Annotated in this window: 16 protein-coding genes, 2 pseudogenes and 1 other annotated feature; of the genes and pseudogenes, 3 read left to right on the top strand and 15 right to left on the bottom strand. The window is 38.4% G+C overall.

The window, feature by feature from the left end; translation table 11 throughout:
* From J500_RS14835 to J500_RS14845, 3 genes are all read right to left on the bottom strand, one after another.
* The coding region (locus J500_RS14835) for a site-specific integrase (RefSeq protein ID WP_034700295.1) at positions 1 to 2,896 on the bottom strand (2,896 nt) is incomplete at its 3' end.
* A gap of 4 nt (positions 2,897 to 2,900) precedes the next feature.
* Entirely contained in the window at positions 2,901 to 5,252 is a 2,352-nt protein-coding gene (locus J500_RS14840; protein ID WP_034700298.1) for a hypothetical protein, read from the bottom strand.
* A 12-nt stretch (positions 5,253 to 5,264) separates the two neighbouring features.
* On the bottom strand, positions 5,265 to 5,729 hold the full coding sequence (locus tag J500_RS14845; RefSeq protein WP_147519077.1) for a hypothetical protein: 465 nt from the start codon (positions 5,727 to 5,729) through the stop codon (positions 5,265 to 5,267).
* A gap of 171 nt (positions 5,730 to 5,900) precedes the next feature.
* Here J500_RS14845 and J500_RS17860 point away from each other — a divergent pair.
* The 3 genes and pseudogenes from J500_RS17860 to J500_RS14860 form a co-directional block, all read left to right on the top strand.
* Positions 5,901 to 6,138 (top strand): annotated as a pseudogene (locus J500_RS17860) (hypothetical protein); the annotation flags it as partial.
* A 207-nt stretch (positions 6,139 to 6,345) separates the two neighbouring features.
* A protein-coding gene (locus tag J500_RS14855) for an IS3 family transposase (RefSeq protein WP_147519079.1) occupies positions 6,346 to 7,565 on the top strand; the annotation gives its coding sequence in 2 pieces (ribosomal slippage) (positions 6,346 to 6,622 and positions 6,622 to 7,565; 1,221 coding nt in all).
* Positions 6,621 to 6,737 (top strand) — a sequence feature (AL1L pseudoknot). It overlaps the preceding gene by 117 nt.
* A 375-nt stretch (positions 7,566 to 7,940) precedes the next feature.
* Positions 7,941 to 9,161 (top strand): annotated as a pseudogene (locus J500_RS14860) (type II toxin-antitoxin system HipA family toxin).
* A 718-nt stretch (positions 9,162 to 9,879) separates the two neighbouring features.
* Here the strand turns inward: J500_RS14860 and J500_RS14865 are convergent.
* The 12 genes from J500_RS14865 to ureE all read right to left on the bottom strand — a co-directional run bounded on the left by J500_RS14865 (position 9,880) and on the right by ureE (position 20,545).
* Positions 9,880 to 10,794, bottom strand: coding sequence for a DMT family transporter (locus J500_RS14865; protein ID WP_034700303.1), 915 nt, complete (start codon positions 10,792 to 10,794; stop codon positions 9,880 to 9,882).
* 46 nt (positions 10,795 to 10,840) lie between these two features.
* Positions 10,841 to 12,124, bottom strand: coding sequence for an MFS transporter (locus tag J500_RS14870; protein ID WP_034700305.1), 1,284 nt, complete (start codon positions 12,122 to 12,124; stop codon positions 10,841 to 10,843).
* Between the two features lie 49 nt (positions 12,125 to 12,173).
* Positions 12,174 to 13,412 (bottom strand): M24 family metallopeptidase, encoded by a 1,239-nt coding sequence (locus J500_RS14875; protein WP_034700308.1) that lies wholly within the window; start codon positions 13,410 to 13,412, stop codon positions 12,174 to 12,176.
* 103 nt (positions 13,413 to 13,515) lie between these two features.
* Positions 13,516 to 14,484 (bottom strand): GlxA family transcriptional regulator, encoded by a 969-nt coding sequence (locus J500_RS14880; protein WP_034700310.1) that lies wholly within the window; start codon positions 14,482 to 14,484, stop codon positions 13,516 to 13,518.
* A 289-nt stretch (positions 14,485 to 14,773) separates the two neighbouring features.
* Positions 14,774 to 16,474 carry an urease subunit alpha gene (gene ureC / locus J500_RS14885; RefSeq protein WP_034700334.1) on the bottom strand — a complete coding sequence of 567 codons (1,701 nt, stop codon included), beginning with the start codon at positions 16,472 to 16,474 and terminating at the stop codon, positions 14,774 to 14,776.
* A gap of 42 nt (positions 16,475 to 16,516) precedes the next feature.
* A complete protein-coding gene (locus J500_RS14890; protein ID WP_034700312.1) occupies positions 16,517 to 16,825 on the bottom strand; it encodes an urease subunit beta in 309 nt (102 codons plus the stop codon).
* A gap of 19 nt (positions 16,826 to 16,844) precedes the next feature.
* The gene (ureA, locus tag J500_RS14895; protein ID WP_000422459.1) at positions 16,845 to 17,147 is read right to left on the bottom strand and encodes an urease subunit gamma; all 303 of its coding nucleotides are present in this window, start codon (positions 17,145 to 17,147) and stop codon (positions 16,845 to 16,847) included.
* A gap of 100 nt (positions 17,148 to 17,247) precedes the next feature.
* Positions 17,248 to 18,126: an urease accessory protein UreD gene (locus J500_RS14900; RefSeq protein ID WP_034700316.1), complete on the bottom strand. Its 879-nt coding sequence runs from the start codon at positions 18,124 to 18,126 to the stop codon at positions 17,248 to 17,250.
* Positions 18,127 to 18,197: 71 nt separating this feature from the next.
* Entirely contained in the window at positions 18,198 to 18,764 is a 567-nt protein-coding gene (locus tag J500_RS14905; RefSeq protein ID WP_034700318.1) for a HupE/UreJ family protein, read from the bottom strand.
* 14 nt (positions 18,765 to 18,778) lie between these two features.
* Complete coding sequence (ureG, locus tag J500_RS14910; protein WP_005100598.1) at positions 18,779 to 19,393, bottom strand: urease accessory protein UreG; 615 nt, start codon at positions 19,391 to 19,393, stop codon at positions 18,779 to 18,781.
* Positions 19,394 to 19,410: 17 nt separating this feature from the next.
* Positions 19,411 to 20,076: an urease accessory protein UreF gene (locus J500_RS14915; protein WP_034700322.1), complete on the bottom strand. Its 666-nt coding sequence runs from the start codon at positions 20,074 to 20,076 to the stop codon at positions 19,411 to 19,413.
* Positions 20,063 to 20,545 carry an urease accessory protein UreE gene (gene ureE, locus J500_RS14920; RefSeq protein ID WP_034700324.1) on the bottom strand — a complete coding sequence of 161 codons (483 nt, stop codon included), beginning with the start codon at positions 20,543 to 20,545 and terminating at the stop codon, positions 20,063 to 20,065. The genes J500_RS14915 and ureE overlap by 14 nt, the downstream gene beginning before the upstream one ends.
* Between the last annotated feature and the right edge of the window lie 5 nt (positions 20,546 to 20,550).

Below are 20,550 nucleotides of genomic sequence, written 5' to 3' on the forward strand. Positions count from 1 at the left end.
TGTTCTTTTCTTTCAGTGCATCTTGCTGCCTATCATCTTTATAATGAAAATCAAGGAGAGGAATTATTTCATCTGGACGAGTCAGTTTTTTAGCCTTTTCGTAAAGTTCATCAAACCAACTCTCTTCTAAATTCTTACTATAAACATAATTCGTTTTTAAATAAAATTTTTGGCGATCCATCCATTTAGTGCTCATCCATTGACATCGTTGCATCCATTCTTGAGCTTGAGTATCTTCGCTTAAACGTCCTTCTCTAAAACTTATCAAACGTTGAAAAGGTGTCAGAGTACTCTTCTCTATACTAAACTTCTTTTCTTGTCGGCCAGCCATCGTAACTGGCTGTGTTTGCTGATAAGAATTAAACCATTTCTGCTGCTGAGTATAACGATTTAGGTTTATGTAGTCTGTACTTGACTTCACTGGACTAAAACACTGTTCTAATACTTTTTTTGAAATGATACACGGCGAATTATAAATTCGATCGACTGCTAATAAATCCAAAACATGAAGGTAATTTGAAGCCGTTTGCTCAATACTGCTATGCCCCATCCAAGAGGCGAGCACCTGCCATTTATGTTGAATAATCTCTTCTTGAGCACGTGCTTTCATACCAAACAATAAATCCCTCATCTTTTTTGCTTTTACCCAACGACAATCTGTGTAGGTCTTGATCATTTCTTTTGAACCGAGCAAAGTTATTGCTAGATAGTTAGCAGCACTGTGGCGTAATGTATGAAAACTAAAGCCATGATGCATACCTAATATTTGACTAAACAAATCTACTGTAATTTTGCTGATACATTGATCAGTTAACACACGATGATTCACACTAAAAAGTAGATCATCCTGCTGATTAACCAAATATTGCTCATAACGATGTTGTATGTAACGTTGTACTACTAAAAACTCATGTTCTGACAATGCAATTTTCAAAGGTATTTGACGATTTGCACTTTGCGTTTTCAGACGGCGATATGAATTGTTCTGAATATGAAGCGTGATATTATTAAAAGCTGTATTTTCTTTTTCTTTATAAAGTAACTCTGGGCAAATAATATCTTGTATTTTAAGACAACGAACTTCATTTAATCGGAGTCCAGTTCTATAACTCAGTAAATACATCAGCTTTAAACAACTCAGATGATCGACCCACTCTGATGCCGTTGGCTCTTGACTTAAATATTCTAGTTTTTCCAATAGCTTGCCAAATAACAAAGGGCTTACTAGGCGTGCATTGCAAATTTGTAAATGCTTAAAACTTGAATTCTGTAACACCAATACCCCTGGAGCATCATAATTCTCTATACAAAATTGATGAAAATCTTTTAGGCGACCAAAACGGTATTCTGCTGTTTGGTGCATCTTACGAGAGGTTTTTCCTTTAACAGCTTCACGTTGAGTTGCTTGTGCATCTCGTTCACTGCTATATTTCAACAACTGTCGATATAAATCTTCATAATCATCAATGGATTGTTGCTTTAAATCTAATTTATTGAGCCAAATCTCAAATATAAATTCTTTACCAAACGATCCTAAGTAGCTTTCAATAGTTGATAATTGAAGCCCTCGTTTTTTTAAATGCATTAACCATTCAATTAAGCGTAGTTGAGCATCAATTAAAGACTTTTCCTCCGTATTAGCATCAACTATCTTCTCCTCTAACACCCTTCTGGTTTCTTGCCAAAAACGTAGCGTGTGTTCTTCTTTATTCCTCTTTTTATCTAAACGCTCAACTTTTTGACCTTTACGTTTCTTTTGATCAAACAACATCAACTCATACGGAATCGTTTGTAATTTGCTTTGAGCAGTCGGAACTTCCGGATGTAACTGCTCTTGTTCAAAATGAATAGGGCGACTCTCTTGTTCTGTGACTTGATTGTAATCATTATTCCACAGCAATCTAAATTCGGATGGCCTTAAAGCGACAGTATTAATCTCTTGCTGAAGCACATTACTCAAAAATATATCTAGGCTAAGGTTTGGATTAAATTCGAGTACCATTTGCACATCATTAAATGCACGAAATCCACGGCGTTTAATTTGATATTGCAGATCCCCAAGACTTTTTTTCCTGTCTATCTTACTCAAGCTTTCTAAAATACAATCTTCAACTGAATGTTGCAGACGAAATTCTTTCTGAGTGGCTTTCAACTTTTTTAAATATTGTAAAATGAACTGCGCATATGGGTTAAAAAAAACATGTTTCCATTGGTACAACTTTCCCTGTTCTACATCGTTGCCATATTGAGAGTTTTCAACACGATAATGTAGTAACAATGGATTAGTGATCTTTTGATAATCAGAATGGTATAACCGAAAACAATTCAGATCTGTACCAAGCTCAATGGCATCCTGCAATTGTTTCTGAATAGTAATCAAATGCTGTTCATCTGCACAGCCTGAAATATATATAAAACTTAAGCATAAATTTCCCCATAAGTACTTCGGTTCATCCCAATATTCAAATGAATCTTGCCAATACTGCCTTAATTCCTTGACTACCAGAATATGTAGATGCCCGTGTTTTAATCGTGACTCTGTACTCTCAATTTTTCTAGGCAGTACTATCCGTTTCGTATGTGGATTTAGCTTAATTCTGTATGATTTTTTATCTACATTCTGGTTGAATTGCCTCCTTCTTTTATTAAATTCATCTTCAGTAAATTGCATCAGTTTTGATTGTTCGTCTCGGCTGAACTTTTGACTCAAATAATCAACACTATCTTTAATGTCATGCCATTTTTCAGCGATCTGCTGATCAAGTTTTTGCTGCATGTCTTTCGTCAATACTTCAGGTGAAGAAGGCTGTCTATCTAGCGACTTTTTCACCAATTTATGAATATCAACAAATAGATCATCTAGTTGCGGTTTTATTAGTTCTTTGATTTTTTGCATACAACTATTTTCGCTCTAAGTGTTTAATCGATAAAAATTTGACATTATCTTGCAATTGCTGGCGGGCTTGCTGTACATAGACATTCGGAATAAGTGAAGAATGCGGATGAAAAGCCTCTCGGTCACGTTGATCATGACCATAAAGAGCCTGTATTAAATGGAATGCTAAAGCAGTTTTTTCTTCTTTTTTTTCTTCTTTTTCTTCTTTTTCTTCTGCATACATCAAAAAATTCATATCAAAATGACGTAACCAATTCGAATACATATTCTTTGGAAAGATTCCTTCCATATATAAATTTACCCAGTTTCGAGATAAAGGGATTAACTTAATTTTTCTGCTCTGCCACTCTTTGACAGTTATCGGCAAGATATCTTTACTATCAATGACCTTGCCAAAAAGATCATTTACAGTAATTTTCTTTGCAAAGACTTGTCTAAAAAACGAACCGTACGCTTCAATAATTTGTTCTAAAAAGACTGTGTAATTTTGCAGTGTTTTTATGAAAAAATCAGATAATGGGATAAAACGACCATCTTTTCTTGCTTTACTATTTCTTTTATCGTTTACATATAAAAGCTTAAGCTCAACACAATAATCATCCAAATTCCCCAACAGATTTTTTTTAGGCCGACTTGCCAAACTCAACAAGCTAACATGCCACATCCAACACGCGTATGCATTCAATTGATTAATGATATGTTGATCTTTTTGAATATTTTCTTGGCAATGTTTATGTAAAAAAGCAAATTGCTCTTTCACAAAACTGGGTTCAAGTGCCAGTTGGCTCCCTATCCTTCCTATAGATAATGCAGATTGCACTTTGAATTGTTGTCGCAATATTTTGAGTTCTTCAGTAAATTCCGAGGAATGTGGTGTAAGTGCTGTTTCTACAAAGGCTAGATATGTGCTACTGAGTTGAGCTTTCGGTAGCCCTCCATAATAGATACCAGGCATGTGATGCTGACTATCCCGCCCAGCAATTACATGAGCTAGATATTCATTATATGTTTCATAATATATATGAAAATATAATTGAGCCTGCAGTTTTTCAACAGTGATCGAACCTACAAACCGATTATCAAGCCAATTCTTAAGTTTTGTATTAATGTCTGTTGAAGAAATTATTGGATTCGATGCTTGTTCAATATAGTCAAACCAAGCAGAAGGTAAATGTAGTTGATGTGTCATCACTTCATTCCATCGCTCATCATTTAAGCTCTTAATCTTCTGCTCTGTAATATTAAGATTTAATTTGAGTAAATATTCGCGACGTCTACTTGAACCATTTTGAATCAACGTACCCTCCTGAATAAGGTCATTAAAATCCATCAGTGCTATGGGAGATAATCCAGTCAAAAGTGACAATAAACATGCGGCAGCGATTGCAGCATCATCCCAGTCCCTATTTAACTCAGTTCTCAACACATAAACAATTTGCTTCAGTATATCTGGCGCCAAATAATGTGGATTTGTAATAAATGGCGCATGACGGCGTTGGCGATGCCGCGTGTAATACGCAGCATAATCACTAATTAAATGATTAAAATTTTTAGTTTTTTCATCTTCAGAGTATAATTCTAGTTCAGTGTCCAATAACTCAATTTCACGATCTTCATCTTTGTGAAGAGAGGCATCATAAAAACTGATCTTTGCGTTATGTCCGATATCTTCATGCTTACCTGATTTTATTTCACGAAATTTTTTGAGTTCATTTTTAGTGGGCCATTTCAAAACTTTGCTTTTTTTTGACTTACGCTGACGATGAACAACACGACGATCATCTAGTCTTTTAAAAATTATTAATAGAGCCGATAAATACTCTATGACTTGTACTTGTTTGAAATCTTTAATATTAAAAAGTTGATTACGATCCTCTTTTTTCAAATTACGTTCGTACGTGACATAACAATTTAGCAGCTTACTACACTCATGAAATAATTCAGCATTATTAGAATCCAGCACATATCGTGAGACATAGCGTAATAGGTCACAAACATGTTTTTGCTTATTCTCAGCTTTATCAATTTTTGCAAATTCTTGATACTGCCGATATGTTAAAAAACTCGCTTGTAGAATCAAATAACGTTGCGATGACAGCTCTTGTGTATTACTAGTATCTGGACATGCAAAATAACTTAAAGAAGCTAGAAAATAATATTTACCTAATTGTCTAGAGCTAGATATATAGCCATATATCTGTTGCGCTTCCTTATATAGAGCGTGGGCTTTTTCACGTAAATCATCTGATAGATCGACAAATTGTGTATTCACAACATCATCATGTAATAGACAATAATCTTGTTTAAATTTTTCTGCTAATTCTAAGAATTGCTCTTCTGTTTCAATCTTTGGCATATTCGCTTTCGCTTAATTTTTTATCAAATTGCATTGGTTAAATTCATTACGATCTGAACAATTTGGTAAAAGTTGATCTTTGATTGAACTTTTTGTCAGCTTAAAAAATCTAGCAAAAAATTTAGCATCTAGCTCTTTCTGAGCTTTTCTCTCAAAGCACAAGTGTTGCTGTGATTTTTCGATAAAATCATCAAGATTATGTATCAGCTGTAAGATTGCAACATAATTAGAATGCACACGTAATCCTGGCTCCCTTTGCATCAATAGCAAGATTTTTTGCCAAATTTTGACGTAGATTACTTTGAACTTTGCCTGTACTACTACTTTCTGACTCTGTTTAATCTTTTTGATTTTTAGTAGTTCTGAGTTAATTTTTACTATCTCAAGCAGAACATCTGGTCGGTCAAAGCAAAAGGGCATGATAAATTGCCCTATAAAAATCTCAATATTTTTTACTAAATAGTCAAATTTTAACATTTTTATCGATATAAAAAATGAGCATATCTTTTTATATGAAAAGACATTTAATCTATCAACTAAATTTTCTCAAAATTACAATTCTCAACAAATACATACGTTTTACTTATCTAGGGCGGTCTAAATTTTAAGAATTCTTCCAATTTTTTTTAGTTTTCTGTTATTGTGTAATCCAATCCATTTGATCCAAATGTTCTCTTTTGCAATAAAGCAGCCTCTTCTGCTTTTCCTGCACCAACGAACTATGTCATTGATTTGATTCAATCGACAACAGTGATGCTGAATCAAATCTCCAAAGAAGGGATTAAATGCAAGAAATGTGGTAATAAAAATAGGGGATGGAAGTTATTACCCATCTAATTGGAACCAGCCCATGAGTCGAGATCAATTGAGTAAGTATCATTTTAAGTATAAGAGAAGGATGGCTCACCTCACTTCTCCGAATAACAACGCTATGCTTTTCAATCCAAGTTAGATATTGGCAACTACATTTCATTCTTCATCATGCTAGTCTTATAGCATGTAGACAATTACTACATCATTTGCATTGAATGCTCAATACAGCCTGAACCGTACCGGGTTTGTCGGAGAGTCAATATTCTGAGAGACTATCGCGATGACAAAATTAAAATATACCCCTGAAATCAGAGAAAGAGCGGTTCAATTATTGATTGAATCTGAAAAAGATTATCCTTCTACTTGGGCTGCAATCACAGCAATAGCTCCTAAGATTGGCTGTACTCCTGAAACACTACGTGTTTGGTATCAAAAATATTTAGATAAACAAAATCCTATTAAAGTACAACAGATATCTGATCAAGAAAAAATGAAGCAAATGGAACGTGAAATTAAAGAATTAAAGCGTGCCAATGAAATTCTACGTAAAGCAGCCGCTTTTTTCGCCCAGGCGGAGCTCGACCGCCCACACAAATAATGGTGGATTTCATCCATAACAATAAAGACTTATATGGTGTTGATGCGATTTGTAGGATTTTACCGATCGCAGCTTCAACCTATTACCGAACTTTAGATCTCGCTGACAATCCAGAACATCGAGCGAAACGAGATCTACATGATGAGCATCATGCTGAACAAATTAAACGAATTTGGAAGGAAAGTTCAGGTCGATATGGTGTACGTAAAGTCTGGCAAAAATTAAAACGTGAGGGTTATGTTATTGCACGTTGTACAGTTGCTCGATTGATGCAAAAGCTAGGTATACAAGGTGTTTGGCGTGGTAAGAATAAACAAACCACCCGTAACCGAGATGACCAAAAACGGGCAGATGATTTAGTGAAACGTAATTTTAATGCTGATCATCCTGACCAACTGTGGGTAAGTGACTTTACGTATATTCAAACTCACTCAGGCTGGGTCTATACCGCCTTTATTATTGATGTGTTCTCACGAGCAATTGTTGGATGGAAAGTATCTACACGGATGAATACAGATATGGTGCTCGATGCACTTGAGCAAGCATTGCACGATCGAGACATGCCAAAGAATGTGATTCATCATTCCGACAGAGGTGTGCAATATCTTTCCATTCGTTATACCAATCGTTTAGAAGCAGCAAATTTACGAGCATCAGTCGGTACGACTGGTGATTCATACGATAATGCTTTGGCTGAAACGGTGAATGGCTTATACAAAACAGAGGTGATTGAATATTTAAAAGCAGATTGGCAAGGTTTAGCGGATGTACAACTTGCGACACTAAACTGGGTAGATTGGTTCAATAAAAAGCGTGTACACAGTGCACTGGGTTATGTATCGCCTTTTGAGTTTGAAGCAATGTACTATGATAAGATTAACCCGTTAGGTCAGGTGGCCTAACTTAAATAAAAAAGTCTCCGACAAACCCGGTACGGTTCAGCCTGTCAGCAGAACCGCAGCGATACTTTTTTCCGTGCATACATGTAGTTTTTAAATCCATTCATTTTTCAATGATCCCCTGCCGTTTATCACATTTATGGTCGATCTTTAACCTTGTGAAAAATGCACATACCGATCCCTTCAAACTGTCAAATTTATGTATACATGACATTTAAAGAAAATTATCTGATCAATTTTTTTAGGTAAAATTTCTTAAGAAAAAATTTATTATTATTCATAACATAACTAACAGCCACATAAAAACAATAATTTAATAAATTATTCTTCCATTTTTTTTATATTTAGTGTTATTACAACGGTTGGGGTGAAACTTGGCTGGGGGGAACGCTGATTAGTTCAACTGCCGCTAACACTGGTAGACCCAACATTGCTTTTGAATATAGCCCAGAAGCAATACAGCGAGGTGTTGAGCTCTCTTCTTACTTACTCCCTTTAAAAGGTCTACCATTCAGACAGGGTTTTCCTACTCATCAAATGGGACTCCCAGGTCCAGTCTATGACGCTTTACCAGATGGTTAGGACATGTTGTTGATGGATCGATATTTTCGAAAAATTGGACTGAATCCAGCACGAATCGGCCCTTTGGAATGTCTAACTTATATTAGCACCCATGTAATCGGTGCCCTCTCCTTTGAACCCTGTGTCGCAGAGATACAAACTTCAGAGAATATCCCCCTGCCGCAATTGGCACAGGAGGTCCAAGAAGTCCTCAAAGGAGAAGGTAGCGAATTTTTACAACATTTGCTGGTCATGGGGGACTCCCCCCAAGGTGCCAGACCCAAAGCATTGGTTTACCGAGATCCTGTCAATTTAGAGTTTTCGACTCAAGCTTCTAATCAACATGAAGCCTGGCTGATTAAGTTTCCTGCTCAGCAAGAGCACCCTGAAGTCTGCGCCATTGAAGCCGTCTATGCAGATTGTTTGCGACTTTGTGCAATCGAGACTCCAGACAACCATTTTTTAATTTGCTCAATGGTTTAATGGCTTTTGCTTCTAAACGATTCGACCGTCAAAATGGCATGCGGATTCCAATGCAGAGTTTGGCTGCATATACTGGAGCAGACTATAAAGTTCCAGGTAGCCTAGACTATCGCAATTTTCTTCGGGAAACCTTGATGTGTACGCAAGATGTGCGAGAAAGACTGCATGCCTTTAAACGTGCTGTGTTTAATGTACTTTTCAATAATCGGGATGACCATACCAAGAACTTTTCTTTTCTCATGTCAAAAAATGGTCAATGGAAATTGGCTCCAGCCTATGATGTGACCTTCTGTGAAGGTCCAGGTGGTTATCATCAAATGGACATTATGGGAGAAGCGCTCAATATTTCCCAAAATGACATACATAAACTCGGTACTTCAGAAGCGAATCTGACTACTCTAGAAGTCGATGAGATCATCTTGGCCATGCGTGAAATTGCACTTCAATTTAGTCAAATTGCGCAGCGCCTGTATCCCCATCAAATTTGAGAATCTACCCTAGAGATGATTCAATCACGAATTCAACAAAATATTGATTTTTTTAACTGAAACCTAAGCGTAAATATAAACTAAGCGCCAACCATCAACTTATAGTTAGTCGCTACATAATCTGTAGAACCTGTGAATTAGCTCGCTTTATAATCACGAATATTAGATGGATCACCACCAAGATATGTTCTGCAAACGTGAAATCACTACATCCAGATCGAAAATCACTAAGAAAAAACTGTCACCAAAAAAAGGGCTGCACTATGGATAGATGCAGACCAAACTCTGGATAACTACCAACACGAGAAATATGTCGCAATTTTGCATAGACATGAATTTGATAAAATCAGCCCAGAAAGCCAGAAATTCATAAAAACTATTTCATCAATCCCCTATAACTTAATCACGTTCATGGTCGATCTTAAATCTTGCGAAAAGTACTCATGCTGACCTAGCCAAACTGTAAAACTCATGTATTCATAGCCTTTAAATGAATCTTTCAATCGGTATATTTAAGGTAAAAACTAGTAATCAGAAGTTATTATCATCCCCATATAAAACAAGCATCAAATTAAAAACAATAACTTAGTGAATTATTCTTCCATTTTTTTTATATTTAGTGTTATTAGTTGCCACGAACCTCCCCCCTGAAGCTGAATATTCAACTTCCACAAAAACAGCTTTATATGCAATAATTCAACAATGGCTATACTGAGTACATGAAAGATTTTTAGCCATGTGTTACCCTGCACCAAAATAAATTTGAAATTGATATATGTAAAAAATTAATGAGTGGAATAAACTTTTTCGGGATTGAGATCGGCTTTACCTAAAATCACATTGAGCAATGACACGCTAATAATCAAAATTACTCCAAATATCTGCGCATTGGAAAGCTGTACATTGGCGAACAGGCTGGCAAGAATGACTGCTGTTAATGGTTCAAAAATAGTATAAATAGAAGCTTGTGATGCCTTTAAATACTTCAATCCATAGGTATATAAAGCAAAAGGTAATAACGTCCCAAACACAATTAATAAGATACAGGCAATCATAATATTGAAGTCTATATTCGAGACCAGACTTTCAATTTCTTGGAAGTGAATAAAGGGAAAAATCGCAAGCGCACTAACCATCATTGAACTGAACAATAAAAAAGTCGGGCTATAGTGGTCAATAATATCTTTACCAATCACCCCATAAGCAGCATAACAAATGCCTGAGGCTAAACCAAATAGAACCCCCGTCATATTGAGCTGATTATCACCAAGCATCATACATGCAACACCACTCACAGCCACAAGAGTGAGCATCATTGACTTTAACGTAATTCGCTCTTTCAAAAAAATAAAAGAAAGTACCACACTCCAAATAGGAGCAGTATAAAGCAATGCTACTGCTATGGCTGGTCCTACATGTTGTACCGCATTAAAATAACAGAAAGTCATTCCAAGCATACCGAGTAATGATTGAATGACCAATTTAGGAATATCTTGAAATTGCAGTGTTCGTAAAACCTTATAAAGAAAAGGTAAAAAGGCCAATAAACAAATAAATGTACCGACAATCCGCAATCCTGTTACTGAACTATTACTCAAGCCTGCATTTGCCAATTGGGTACTGGCAATGCCTAAAGTCCCCCAACCAACTGCCCCCATAATGACCAATAAAGCACCAAACCATTGTGATTGTGTATTCATATTTTTGTTCCCTATAACAAATTTACAAAGGTCTCATCCAAGAGGATTAGACCGTGACAAGTTTCGCTTTATTGCTCTGAACCAATACGCTCATGCTAAATAAGGCAATCACAATTAAAATAAAGGCTGGTGCTAAAGTACTGCCTGTACTATGAATCAACCATGTTGCAAGTAGTGGAATCGTACCGCCCAGCAGTGCATTCGCTGTATTAAAACTAAATGCAAAACCGGTATAACGCACATGCACAGGGAAAAGCTCAGTGAGGTATGCAGGCAAACTGCCATCATTCATCGCAAGTAGGCTACAGAAAACCAATTGAATGATAATCATGCCAATAAATGATGTATCAGATAAGAAGTAGAACAGTGGGAAAGTTAAAATTATAAAGCCTATACATGCCATAGCTAACATTTTATTGCGGCCCATACGGTCAGAATATTTACCCATCATAAATACAATGCCGATGTAAAATGCTAAAGAAATAGCGCCTGAAATAAAAGATTCGGTTTTATTTACCCCTAATTCAGTCGACAAATAATTTGGCATATAGCTAAAAATTAAGTAGAACGCAGTCGCATTTAAAGATGCGATTGCAAACGCTTTAAATAATGGCTGACGGTATTCTGTAAATAATGCTTTAATCGGGAAAGTTTCTTTATGGCTCGTTTTTTGATGTGCCAGAAATTCGGGGGGATCTTCAAGTTTTAGACGAATGAAACGACCAATTAAACCCAGTGGCGCAGCCAATAAGAATGGTATTCTCCAGCCGTATTCATATAAGAATGATTCTGACATCCATGCAAACATGGCAGCTGACATCAATGAACCCAACAATAAACCTGCGGCTGTACTGGCTGGCACTAAGCTAGTATATAAGCCCTTTTTATTTTTAGGTGCGTATTCAGCTAAAAAGTTAGATGCACCAGCATACTCACCTGATGCGGAAAAGCCTTGAATCATCCGAAAGAAAAGCAATAAAAGTGGTGCAAATATTCCAATAGAAGCATAATTTGGTAAGAGCGCAATACACATAGTTGCCAATGTCATAATCATAATTGACCAAGACAGTGCATGTTTTCGCCCATATTTATCACCAACATATCCCCAGAAAATTCCACCAAAAGGCCGAACAATAAAGGACAAAGCAAAGATGGCGTAGGTTGACATTAATGCAACTACAGGATCACTACTTGGAAAGAAAACCAAAGCAATCACAGTGGCTAAAAAACCATAAGCAGCATAATCAAACCATTCAACAAAGTTACCAATAAAACTTGCAGTAGCAACGCGTTTTAAAGTGTTTTGATCAGATTTAGCTTTTTCATTCATATTATTTTCTCCACCAAAAAAGGCATCCCGATTTGGGATGCCTTGTGACTTATGCCTTGATAATGTTGTGTTCAGGGCCATATGGGAATTTAGTGATATTTTCAGTGCCTGATTCAGTCACCACCAAAATGTCGTGTTCACGATAACCGCCCGCCCCTGCCATACCTTGTGGCAACATAAGCATAGGTTCCATTGAAATCACCATTCCAGGTTCAATCACGGTATCAATATCTTCACGAAGCTCTAAACCAGCTTCACGACCATAGTAGTGGGAAAGTACGCCGAATGAATGTCCATAACCAAAAGTACGGTATTGAAGCAAACCTTCTTCACGGTAAATTTCATTTAATTCGTTAGCAATATCGCAGCACCGTGCACCAGGTTGAATCAGTTTCAAACCTGCCTCATGCACTTTGACATTCGTTTGCCAAATTTTTAATGAAGCATCATCACAGTGGTCAAAGAACTGAGTCCGTTCAAGTGCAGTGTAATAACCCGCGATCATTGAGAAGCAGTTCAGACTTAAAATATCGCCTTTTTGCACTTGACGAGTAGTCACAGGATTGTGTGCACCATCAGTATTAATGCCCGATTGGAACCAAGTCCAAGTATCCATTAATTCTGAATGCGGAAAACGTTTAGCAATTTCACGCACCATCGCTTGTGTCGATGCCAACGCGACTTCGTGCTCGTGCACACCTTCTTTGATAGCCGCAGTTAATGCAAAACCGCCAATATCACATACGGCTGCTCCTTGTTTAATGTGCGCAATTTCTTCGATAGATTTCACCATACGTAGCTTCATACAAGTGGCACTAATATCGACAAACTCAACATTTGGTAAGAATGCTTTCAGCTTGTTTAATCGCTCAATCGGCAGATGGTCAAACTCAACCCCTACACGACCTTTGTTGGGAATTTCTTGTGCAACAGCACGGAAATAGTTATCACGCTGCCAATCGGTATAGACCACATTGTAGTCACCTACTGTACGACGCCAAGGTTGACCACCATCAATATTGGCGGAAATACTCACCACTTTTTGATCTGTAACTACTACACCAAAAAAGCGACCAAATGAGCAATACAGGAAATCAACGTAATAGTTGATGTTATGCATAGAGCTGAATAAAACTGAATCAACTTGTTGATCCGCCATCATTTGACGTAATTTTCTATGACGGTTTTCATATTCTTGTTTTGAGAAAGTTGACTGCACTTTTTTACCATTTTCAATCGTTAAAAGTGCAGGTAACGTATCTTTCACCATATTTGCTTGAATATTCATCACTAATACCTTTCATGTTGTGTGTCTGTATGAATCAAGCATAGGTATTTTTGAAACGTTGTTTTTTTCCAAAATCGCTAAAAAATTGTCAAAATTCGACAAATTAATAAGCTAATTCCAAAATGCCACGTTCATTTTTCGGAGAATAATTAAATTGGTTTTTATAGGCTTTATTAAAACTAGACGCATTAGAAAAACCGCAGGCTAATGCTACATTAGAGACGCTCATAGAAGATTGTTTCAATAAATTTTGTGCATGTGTTAAGCGTATATTTAAATAATATTCTTTGGGAGAACAGTCAAAATGCATTTGAAATAAGCGTTCTAACGTTCGTGTTTGACTATGAATCAAATGACAAATTTCTAAAATATTTAATGGTTCATTAATATTATTTTCCATTAAACGAATTGCCTCTTTGACAAGAGGATGAATATCTTTACCCTGCTTCGAGATGGGTTGGTGTTGAATATCCGTATTTTCACGCAAGTGATGTACAATAAATTGTTCACAAATTCTCTTGGCTAAATTGGCATTATAATGTTGCTCCACGAGTTGCGAACACATATCTATAGATGCAAGCCCCCCCGAGCAGGTAAATCGGTTCCGATCCAAACTAAAAATATGTGCATTAAAATTAACTTGCGGAAATTCTTCTTGTGCAGCTAAAGAGTTTTCCCAATGTAAACTCGCTTGATAACCATTCAATAGATCTGCACTTGCCAACACATATGCACCAGTACAAATCCCACCTAAAGCAATATTCGCCTGATCTAAACGCTTCAAAAAAATTTTATGTAATGGGTTATTCAACTTAAAAAGCTGAAAACCACCGCAAATAAACACAATATCCATTTCAAAAAGATGCTGCATTTTGCAAGTATGCTGCACCTGCAAACCATTGCTAGCACAAGTATGATGCCCATCTAAACCTGTCACATTCCATTGGTATAAATGACTTTTTTCAACATAATTTGCCATTCGAAAGACCTCAACAGCATTTGAAAATGCTATCATTGAAAATCCATCAAGAAGTAAAAAACCAATACGCGTTGCTTGAAATGAAGTCTTCATTAAAGAAATCTCTTTAAGAGCTAATTTTTTATTTAAGCAAATTACGTACCAAATAAGATGATTTTACATAATTAATAATTTCAGCCGATAAATTATTTTAAAGTAGACTTAAACTTAATTCTCAATGACTTTATTCCATAATGTTATCTAAGCATCTCCTTACATGTTTCCGCTTTACACATGCAATATCATCAGAGCTACAATACTCTTACAATATCAATCATTAAAGTCTGCATCACACCAAACATGATCCGCAGACTGAATATTTTAGGTCTTAAAAAGATAATCTTTAAAATAAAAAATAACGCTGAGCCATTGGTAATACCTCTGCTGGCTCACAAGTTAAATGCACGCCATCTGCCCGTACTTCGTAAATTTCTGGATCAACTTCCATCACTGGTGTATAGGTGTTGTGCTTCATGTCAGCTTTGGAAATATTACGCGTGTTTTTACATGCAGAAATGATTTTCTTCAGACCTAATTTTTCCGCTACGCCATTGTTAATTGCTGCCTGAGACAAGAAGGTAATACAGGTGTTATGTGCACCGCGCGCATTTGCGCCAAACATGGGACGGTAATGCACAGGCTGTGGTGTTGGAATGGACGCATTGATGTCACCCATTGGCGCTGCTGCAATCATACCGCCTTTAATAATCATGGCAGGTTTAACACCAAAAAATGCAGGTTTCCACAGTACCAAGTCTGCCAGCTTGCCTTCTTCGACCGAACCGACTTCATGACTTAAACCATGGGTAATCGCTGGATTAATTGTATATTTCGCAATATAACGTTTAACCCGTTGATTATCGGTATGTGGCTTATCACCTTCTAGTGGTCCGCGCTGCACTTTCATTTTATGTGCCGTTTGCCATGTACGAATAATCACTTCTCCCACACGTCCCATTGCCTGTGAATCGGACGACATCATGGAAATTGCGCCCAAATCTTGCAAAATATCTTCCGCCGCAATGGTTTCACGGCGAATTCGGCTTTCGGCAAACGCAACATCTTCTGAAATTGCAGGATCTAAATGATGACACACCATCAGCATGTCCAAATGTTCATCAATGGTATTGACGGTATAAGGACGGGTGGGATTGGTTGAAGATGGCAACACATTGGCTTGACCAATGGCTTTTAAAATATCAGGGGCATGCCCACCACCTGCACCTTCGGTATGATAGGTGTGAATGGTACGCTGTTTAAATGCCGCCAGCGTTTCTTCCAAGAAGCCACTTTCATTTAAAGTATCGGTATGAATGGCAACCTGAACATCGTATTCATCAGCAACCGTTAAACAGTTATCGATGGCAGCGGGTGTGGAACCCCAGTCTTCGTGCAATTTCAAACCCACCACACCCGCTTCAATCTGCTCGCGGACAGGATCCGGTAAACTCAAATTTCCTTTGCCCAATAGCCCAATATTCATGGGTAAATCATCGATGGCTTGCAACATGGTCGCAATATGCCATGGTCCCGGTGTTACCGTGGTGGCGGATGTTCCCGCTGCTGGACCTGTTCCACCACCAATCATGGTGGTTGTACCTGACATGAGTGCAGTTTCCACTTGCTGCGGGCAAATCCAGTGAATATGAGTATCGATGCCACCTGCAGTGAGAATTTGACCTTCCCCTGCAATCACTTCCGTGGCAGCTCCCAACGGAATGGTAATATTGGGTTGTATATCTGGATTCCCTGCCTTGCCAATTTTCCAGATACGACCATTCTTTATACCGACATCAGCTTTCACAATGCCCCACCAATCGACAATAAGTGCATTGGTAATAACGGTATCAGCAACATCATCTGCCAACAATTGGGACTGTCCCATACCATCTCGAATGACTTTACCACCACCGAATTTAACTTCTTCACCATAAGTGGTCAGGTCTTGTTCGACTTCAATAAACAGTTCCGTGTCCGCCAAGCGAACACGATCTCCTACTGTTGGTCCGAACATTTCCGCATATGCACGACGTGACATTTTCATCATAGATTACTCTAAATTCTTAAAAGATTTTGATGGCCCGACTTAGTCAAGTTTCCCCATCACTCGACCCGCAAAGCCATACACTTCACGCTTTCCAGCTAGTGCCACCAACTCGACATCTCGGCTCTGACCTGGCTCAAAACGTACTGCGGTGCCTGCTGCAATATTCAAACGGTAGCCTTTGGCACGCTCGCGCTCAAATTGCAAAGCATCATTGGCTTCATAAAAGTGAAAATGTGAACCAATTTGAATCGGTCGATCCCCAGTATTCGCAACCGTTATTTTTAAGGTTTCACGTCCAACATTTAACTCAATATCGCGATCTGGCGTAATTACTTCACCTGGAATCATCTTTATTCCTTATTGTTCTTTACATAATCGGTTGATGTACAGTCACCAGTTTTGAGCCATCTGGAAAGGTTGCTTCAACTTGGACTTCAACAATCATTTCTGCAATGCCATCCATCACATCATTGCGGCTCAGTAAAGTCGTGCCGTAGTGCATCAACTCGCTTACGCTCATGCCATCGCGTGCACCTTCAAGCAAGGCAGCAGAAATATACGCAATCGCTTCAGGATAATTCAGCTTTAAACCACGTGCTTTACGGCGCTCTGCAACCAAGCCCGCGGTAAAAATTAAAAGTTTGTCTTTTTCTGTTGGATTTAATTCCATATCTTTTACCTATTTAAACGTGGAGATGCTTCGCTCATGAGCTATACATGACCAAAATTCGTTGTGTCATTTGGTCTTGAAATTACAGGCTAAAATGACTTTATGTTCTCCAAATACGAGGAAATTCTTCATCCAGATCGTACCAATAGCGTCTTAATCTAGCTCTGATAGCAGCAAAAGCATCATGACATTGCCGAACATCATTCCCCAAATAGCGCGCACAAACTACATCATCCAAAACCGTTAAGGTGACGGGTACATCCATACGCATCATCAGTTCACGGATTAAATCCAGATGCTCTTCTAAATCTAGACTGGCACGATATTGCACGGGAGGCACGGCCCAGAAACTTCCCATCACAGATTGACCATGCATGCCTAGGCATGAACTTAACCAACGGTCATTTCCCTTAAAACTTAAGGTATCGGCAACCAACAAAGTCTGATTACGAAACAGTTTGAACATGTTGATATAGGCACCATCACTAAATTGCTCTTCACGTGCTTGGCGACCAATCACCAACATGTCCCAACCAATAAAACTGGCTGCCTGATCCAAATGGATGATGGTTTCTGAATGCGCATTCGCACCATTAAACAGCATGGTTTCTTGCGGCAACCATTCAAAAATAGCATTAGCATTTAAACTTATATTGATATGCTGATAGGCCTTTTTACCATTGGTTTTGTACCATTTACCTGCGCCAGGGGTGGTCACTAAGGCATGTGCCTGCTGGCCGACAGACATATCAAAAGTCAGGTGATCCCCACCCGCAATGCCCGCAGGGGGATGCACAATAATGGCATGGCAAACCCCTGTTTTTTCAGGCCAAAGCATTTTTTGTACCCGCACTGGACCATAATGTTTGCGGTGATGTAACACTGTGCATTCAGGCTCTTTTTGAGCCTGAAAGCCGAGTTCCAACTTGGCAAACCATAATTGGGCATCATGCGTTCGACTGACGGTTAAATCCTGCATGCTTCCTCTGCGTGATGAATACCAATAATCTGGTGTGCTGAAACTTGTTCATCAAAATAACCTGAATATCATTAAGCCAAACCAATCAATGCAACAACTGCAGCAATTCCACCGACAATTTTCTTACCATGTGGCACATATTTTTGTACCAAAGCGCCTAAACCCAATCCACCTGCGTAGATGCAAGACATTGCAACAACCATGCCGAAGAGTAAACCGATCACATGACCTGAATGACTCAATTCGGCACCATGCGCCATGCCATGAAAACTTGCTAAAACCATGGTCGCAACTGCAAACAGTTGATTGGCTTTGGTCCATAGGGCAATGGCAAGAACAGATAAGGAGAAAACAATGCCGTATTCAGCAATATTCGCAGACACCATATGCAATTGTCCAAGGCTAAAACCTGCAATCATGGCAATAACTAAACCCAACAATCCGCCTACTTTCCAACGATTAGCCGCTGACCACAGCAGTACACCAAAAGCGATCGCCATCGTGAGGTGATCAATTCCAGTAAAGGGATGAATAAAGCCCGTTAAAAAACTATTCTGTTGTTCATGACCAGGATGTGCCATTGCCCACATTGGAAAAGCTGCGGCGAAAGTGGCTAAAGTTCTTTTTAAATAAGTCATTGTGTTTCCCCGAATTACGCTTTGAATAGACCTTGTTTTTCAATGAACGAAATAATAATTTCCAGACCTTCTTTGGTTTTCATATTGCTAAACAAGAACGGCTTATCACCACGCATACGTTTAGCATCTTGATCCATCACACTTAAATTTGCACCCACCATTGGTGCCAAGTCTGTTTTATTGATAATCAACAAATCAGATTTGGTAATGCCCGGACCACCTTTACGTGGAATCTTTTCCCCCCCTGCCACATCAATCACATACAGGGTTAAATCTGAAAGTTCTGGACTAAACGTAGCCGCTAAATTATCCCCACCACTTTCAATAATAATCAGCTCAAGCCCATCGAACTTTTCACACAAGTCATCAATTGCCGCGAGGTTAATAGACGCATCTTCACGGATGGCGGTATGCGGGCAACCGCCAGTTTCTACCCCAACAATACGCTCTGGAGACATGGCTTCATTACGGGTTAAAAAGTTTGAATCTTCTTTGGTATAAATGTCATTGGTGACAACTGCCATATTATATTTTTCACGCAAGGCCTGACATAAATTCAAAGTTAGCGCTGTTTTACCTGACCCGACTGGTCCACCAATTCCTACACGTAATGGGCTACGTTGTGACATGTTTTTTCCTCTTAAAATTATGATCTGAATAGTCTTGAATATTGGGTCTCGTGGCGCATACTCAGCATGGCATATTGCGGTAATGCACTACTGATTTCAGTGTCTTGCAGCTCCAGTGCACGCGCAATTGCTTCGGGAATAAGCGCATGTAAATGCCACAAAATACGCTGACCACTCATTTGCCCAAGTGGTACGGTTTTGACTGCCGCCAAGACCTGATTTTCTAAAACGGTAAAGGTATACGCTGTAAGTACTTCGGATTGATTTAGCCCCAAGGTGCCACACAGGCTTCCATACACTGGAACAAAGCCCAGCTGTTTTTTCACTTTAATGGGTTGCTTTAATACGTCTCTAATCCATGCATTTAAAGAAAATGCCAACTGCTTCGATTCCGCCAGTAACTCTTTACTCTCACGGCTGGCGCGGTAAAAGTTTGCCCAGTAAGTAAAATTTTCTTCGTCATCACTGTATTGCATTAAACGTTTCAGCACAGGTAACTCAAAACGAACCAAGAGCATTTCCAACACTTCTTCAAAATAAGCAATGCTGGAGGCTTCATCATGAATCAGCCCTCGATCAATAGCACTTTCCACACCTTGTGAATAGCAATAGGCTCCTATCGGTAACGCAGTTGATGACAAGGTCAACAGGCTGAGTAGTTGCGATAGATTAGTGATGGACATGATGTAAAGTCTTGATTGGGCTTAAGCGATGATCATGTTGATGTTGTGCATAGGCACCGCTTTCAGGTTCAAAAGGATGATCTACCTCTGCAACGTTTAATCCCAAACCCACTACCATTTCAGCCAGTACATGATCTGGTTCGAAATATAATGCTGTTGGCGTCAACATTAAGGGAACGTGACGATTGCCGAGATGATATGCAGCTTTTAATAAATCAAACTCTTGCTGAGCCGAAACTTTCATCAATTTTTCTGGTTTTGCTTCAACTTTAAGAATATTTCCGCTCTCCGTCGAAATATATGATCCACTGCGTAAAATGCCTGTACGCGGCAAATCTGCACCAATATCTACCCCATTTTTTAAAGTTGCACGAAAACGGCTCTTTTGGCGCGTATCGAAAGTCAGCTCAATGACATCAAACTCACAATTTTCTGTAACTACTTCTAATCGTTGAGTATAAATTTCCATTTTTT

This window comes from Acinetobacter sp. 479375 (genome assembly GCF_000581715.1).
GTDB classification, from domain to species: domain Bacteria; phylum Pseudomonadota; class Gammaproteobacteria; order Pseudomonadales; family Moraxellaceae; genus Acinetobacter; species Acinetobacter ursingii.

What these genes read in the sequence shown, in the direction of transcription:
- J500_RS14840 (WP_034700298.1), bottom strand. Translation starts at nt 5,252, where the DNA reads ATGCCAAAGATTGAAACAGAAGAGCAATTCTTAGAATTAGCAGAAAAA.
- J500_RS14845 (WP_147519077.1), bottom strand. Translation starts at nt 5,729, where the DNA reads ATGTTAAAATTTGACTATTTAGTAAAAAATATTGAGATTTTTATAGGG.
- J500_RS14865 (WP_034700303.1), bottom strand. Translation starts at nt 10,794, where the DNA reads ATGAATACACAATCACAATGGTTTGGTGCTTTATTGGTCATTATGGGG.
- J500_RS14870 (WP_034700305.1), bottom strand. Translation starts at nt 12,124, where the DNA reads ATGAATGAAAAAGCTAAATCTGATCAAAACACTTTAAAACGCGTTGCT.
- J500_RS14875 (WP_034700308.1), bottom strand. Translation starts at nt 13,412, where the DNA reads ATGAATATTCAAGCAAATATGGTGAAAGATACGTTACCTGCACTTTTA.
- J500_RS14880 (WP_034700310.1), bottom strand. Translation starts at nt 14,484, where the DNA reads ATGAAGACTTCATTTCAAGCAACGCGTATTGGTTTTTTACTTCTTGAT.
- ureC (WP_034700334.1), bottom strand. Translation starts at nt 16,474, where the DNA reads ATGAAAATGTCACGTCGTGCATATGCGGAAATGTTCGGACCAACAGTA.
- J500_RS14890 (WP_034700312.1), bottom strand. Translation starts at nt 16,825, where the DNA reads ATGATTCCAGGTGAAGTAATTACGCCAGATCGCGATATTGAGTTAAAT.
- ureA (WP_000422459.1), bottom strand. Translation starts at nt 17,147, where the DNA reads ATGGAATTAAATCCAACAGAAAAAGACAAACTTTTAATTTTTACCGCG.
- J500_RS14900 (WP_034700316.1), bottom strand. Translation starts at nt 18,126, where the DNA reads ATGCAGGATTTAACCGTCAGTCGAACGCATGATGCCCAATTATGGTTT.
- J500_RS14905 (WP_034700318.1), bottom strand. Translation starts at nt 18,764, where the DNA reads ATGACTTATTTAAAAAGAACTTTAGCCACTTTCGCCGCAGCTTTTCCA.
- ureG (WP_005100598.1), bottom strand. Translation starts at nt 19,393, where the DNA reads ATGTCACAACGTAGCCCATTACGTGTAGGAATTGGTGGACCAGTCGGG.
- J500_RS14915 (WP_034700322.1), bottom strand. Translation starts at nt 20,076, where the DNA reads ATGTCCATCACTAATCTATCGCAACTACTCAGCCTGTTGACCTTGTCA.
- ureE (WP_034700324.1), bottom strand. Translation starts at nt 20,545, where the DNA reads ATGGAAATTTATACTCAACGATTAGAAGTAGTTACAGAAAATTGTGAG.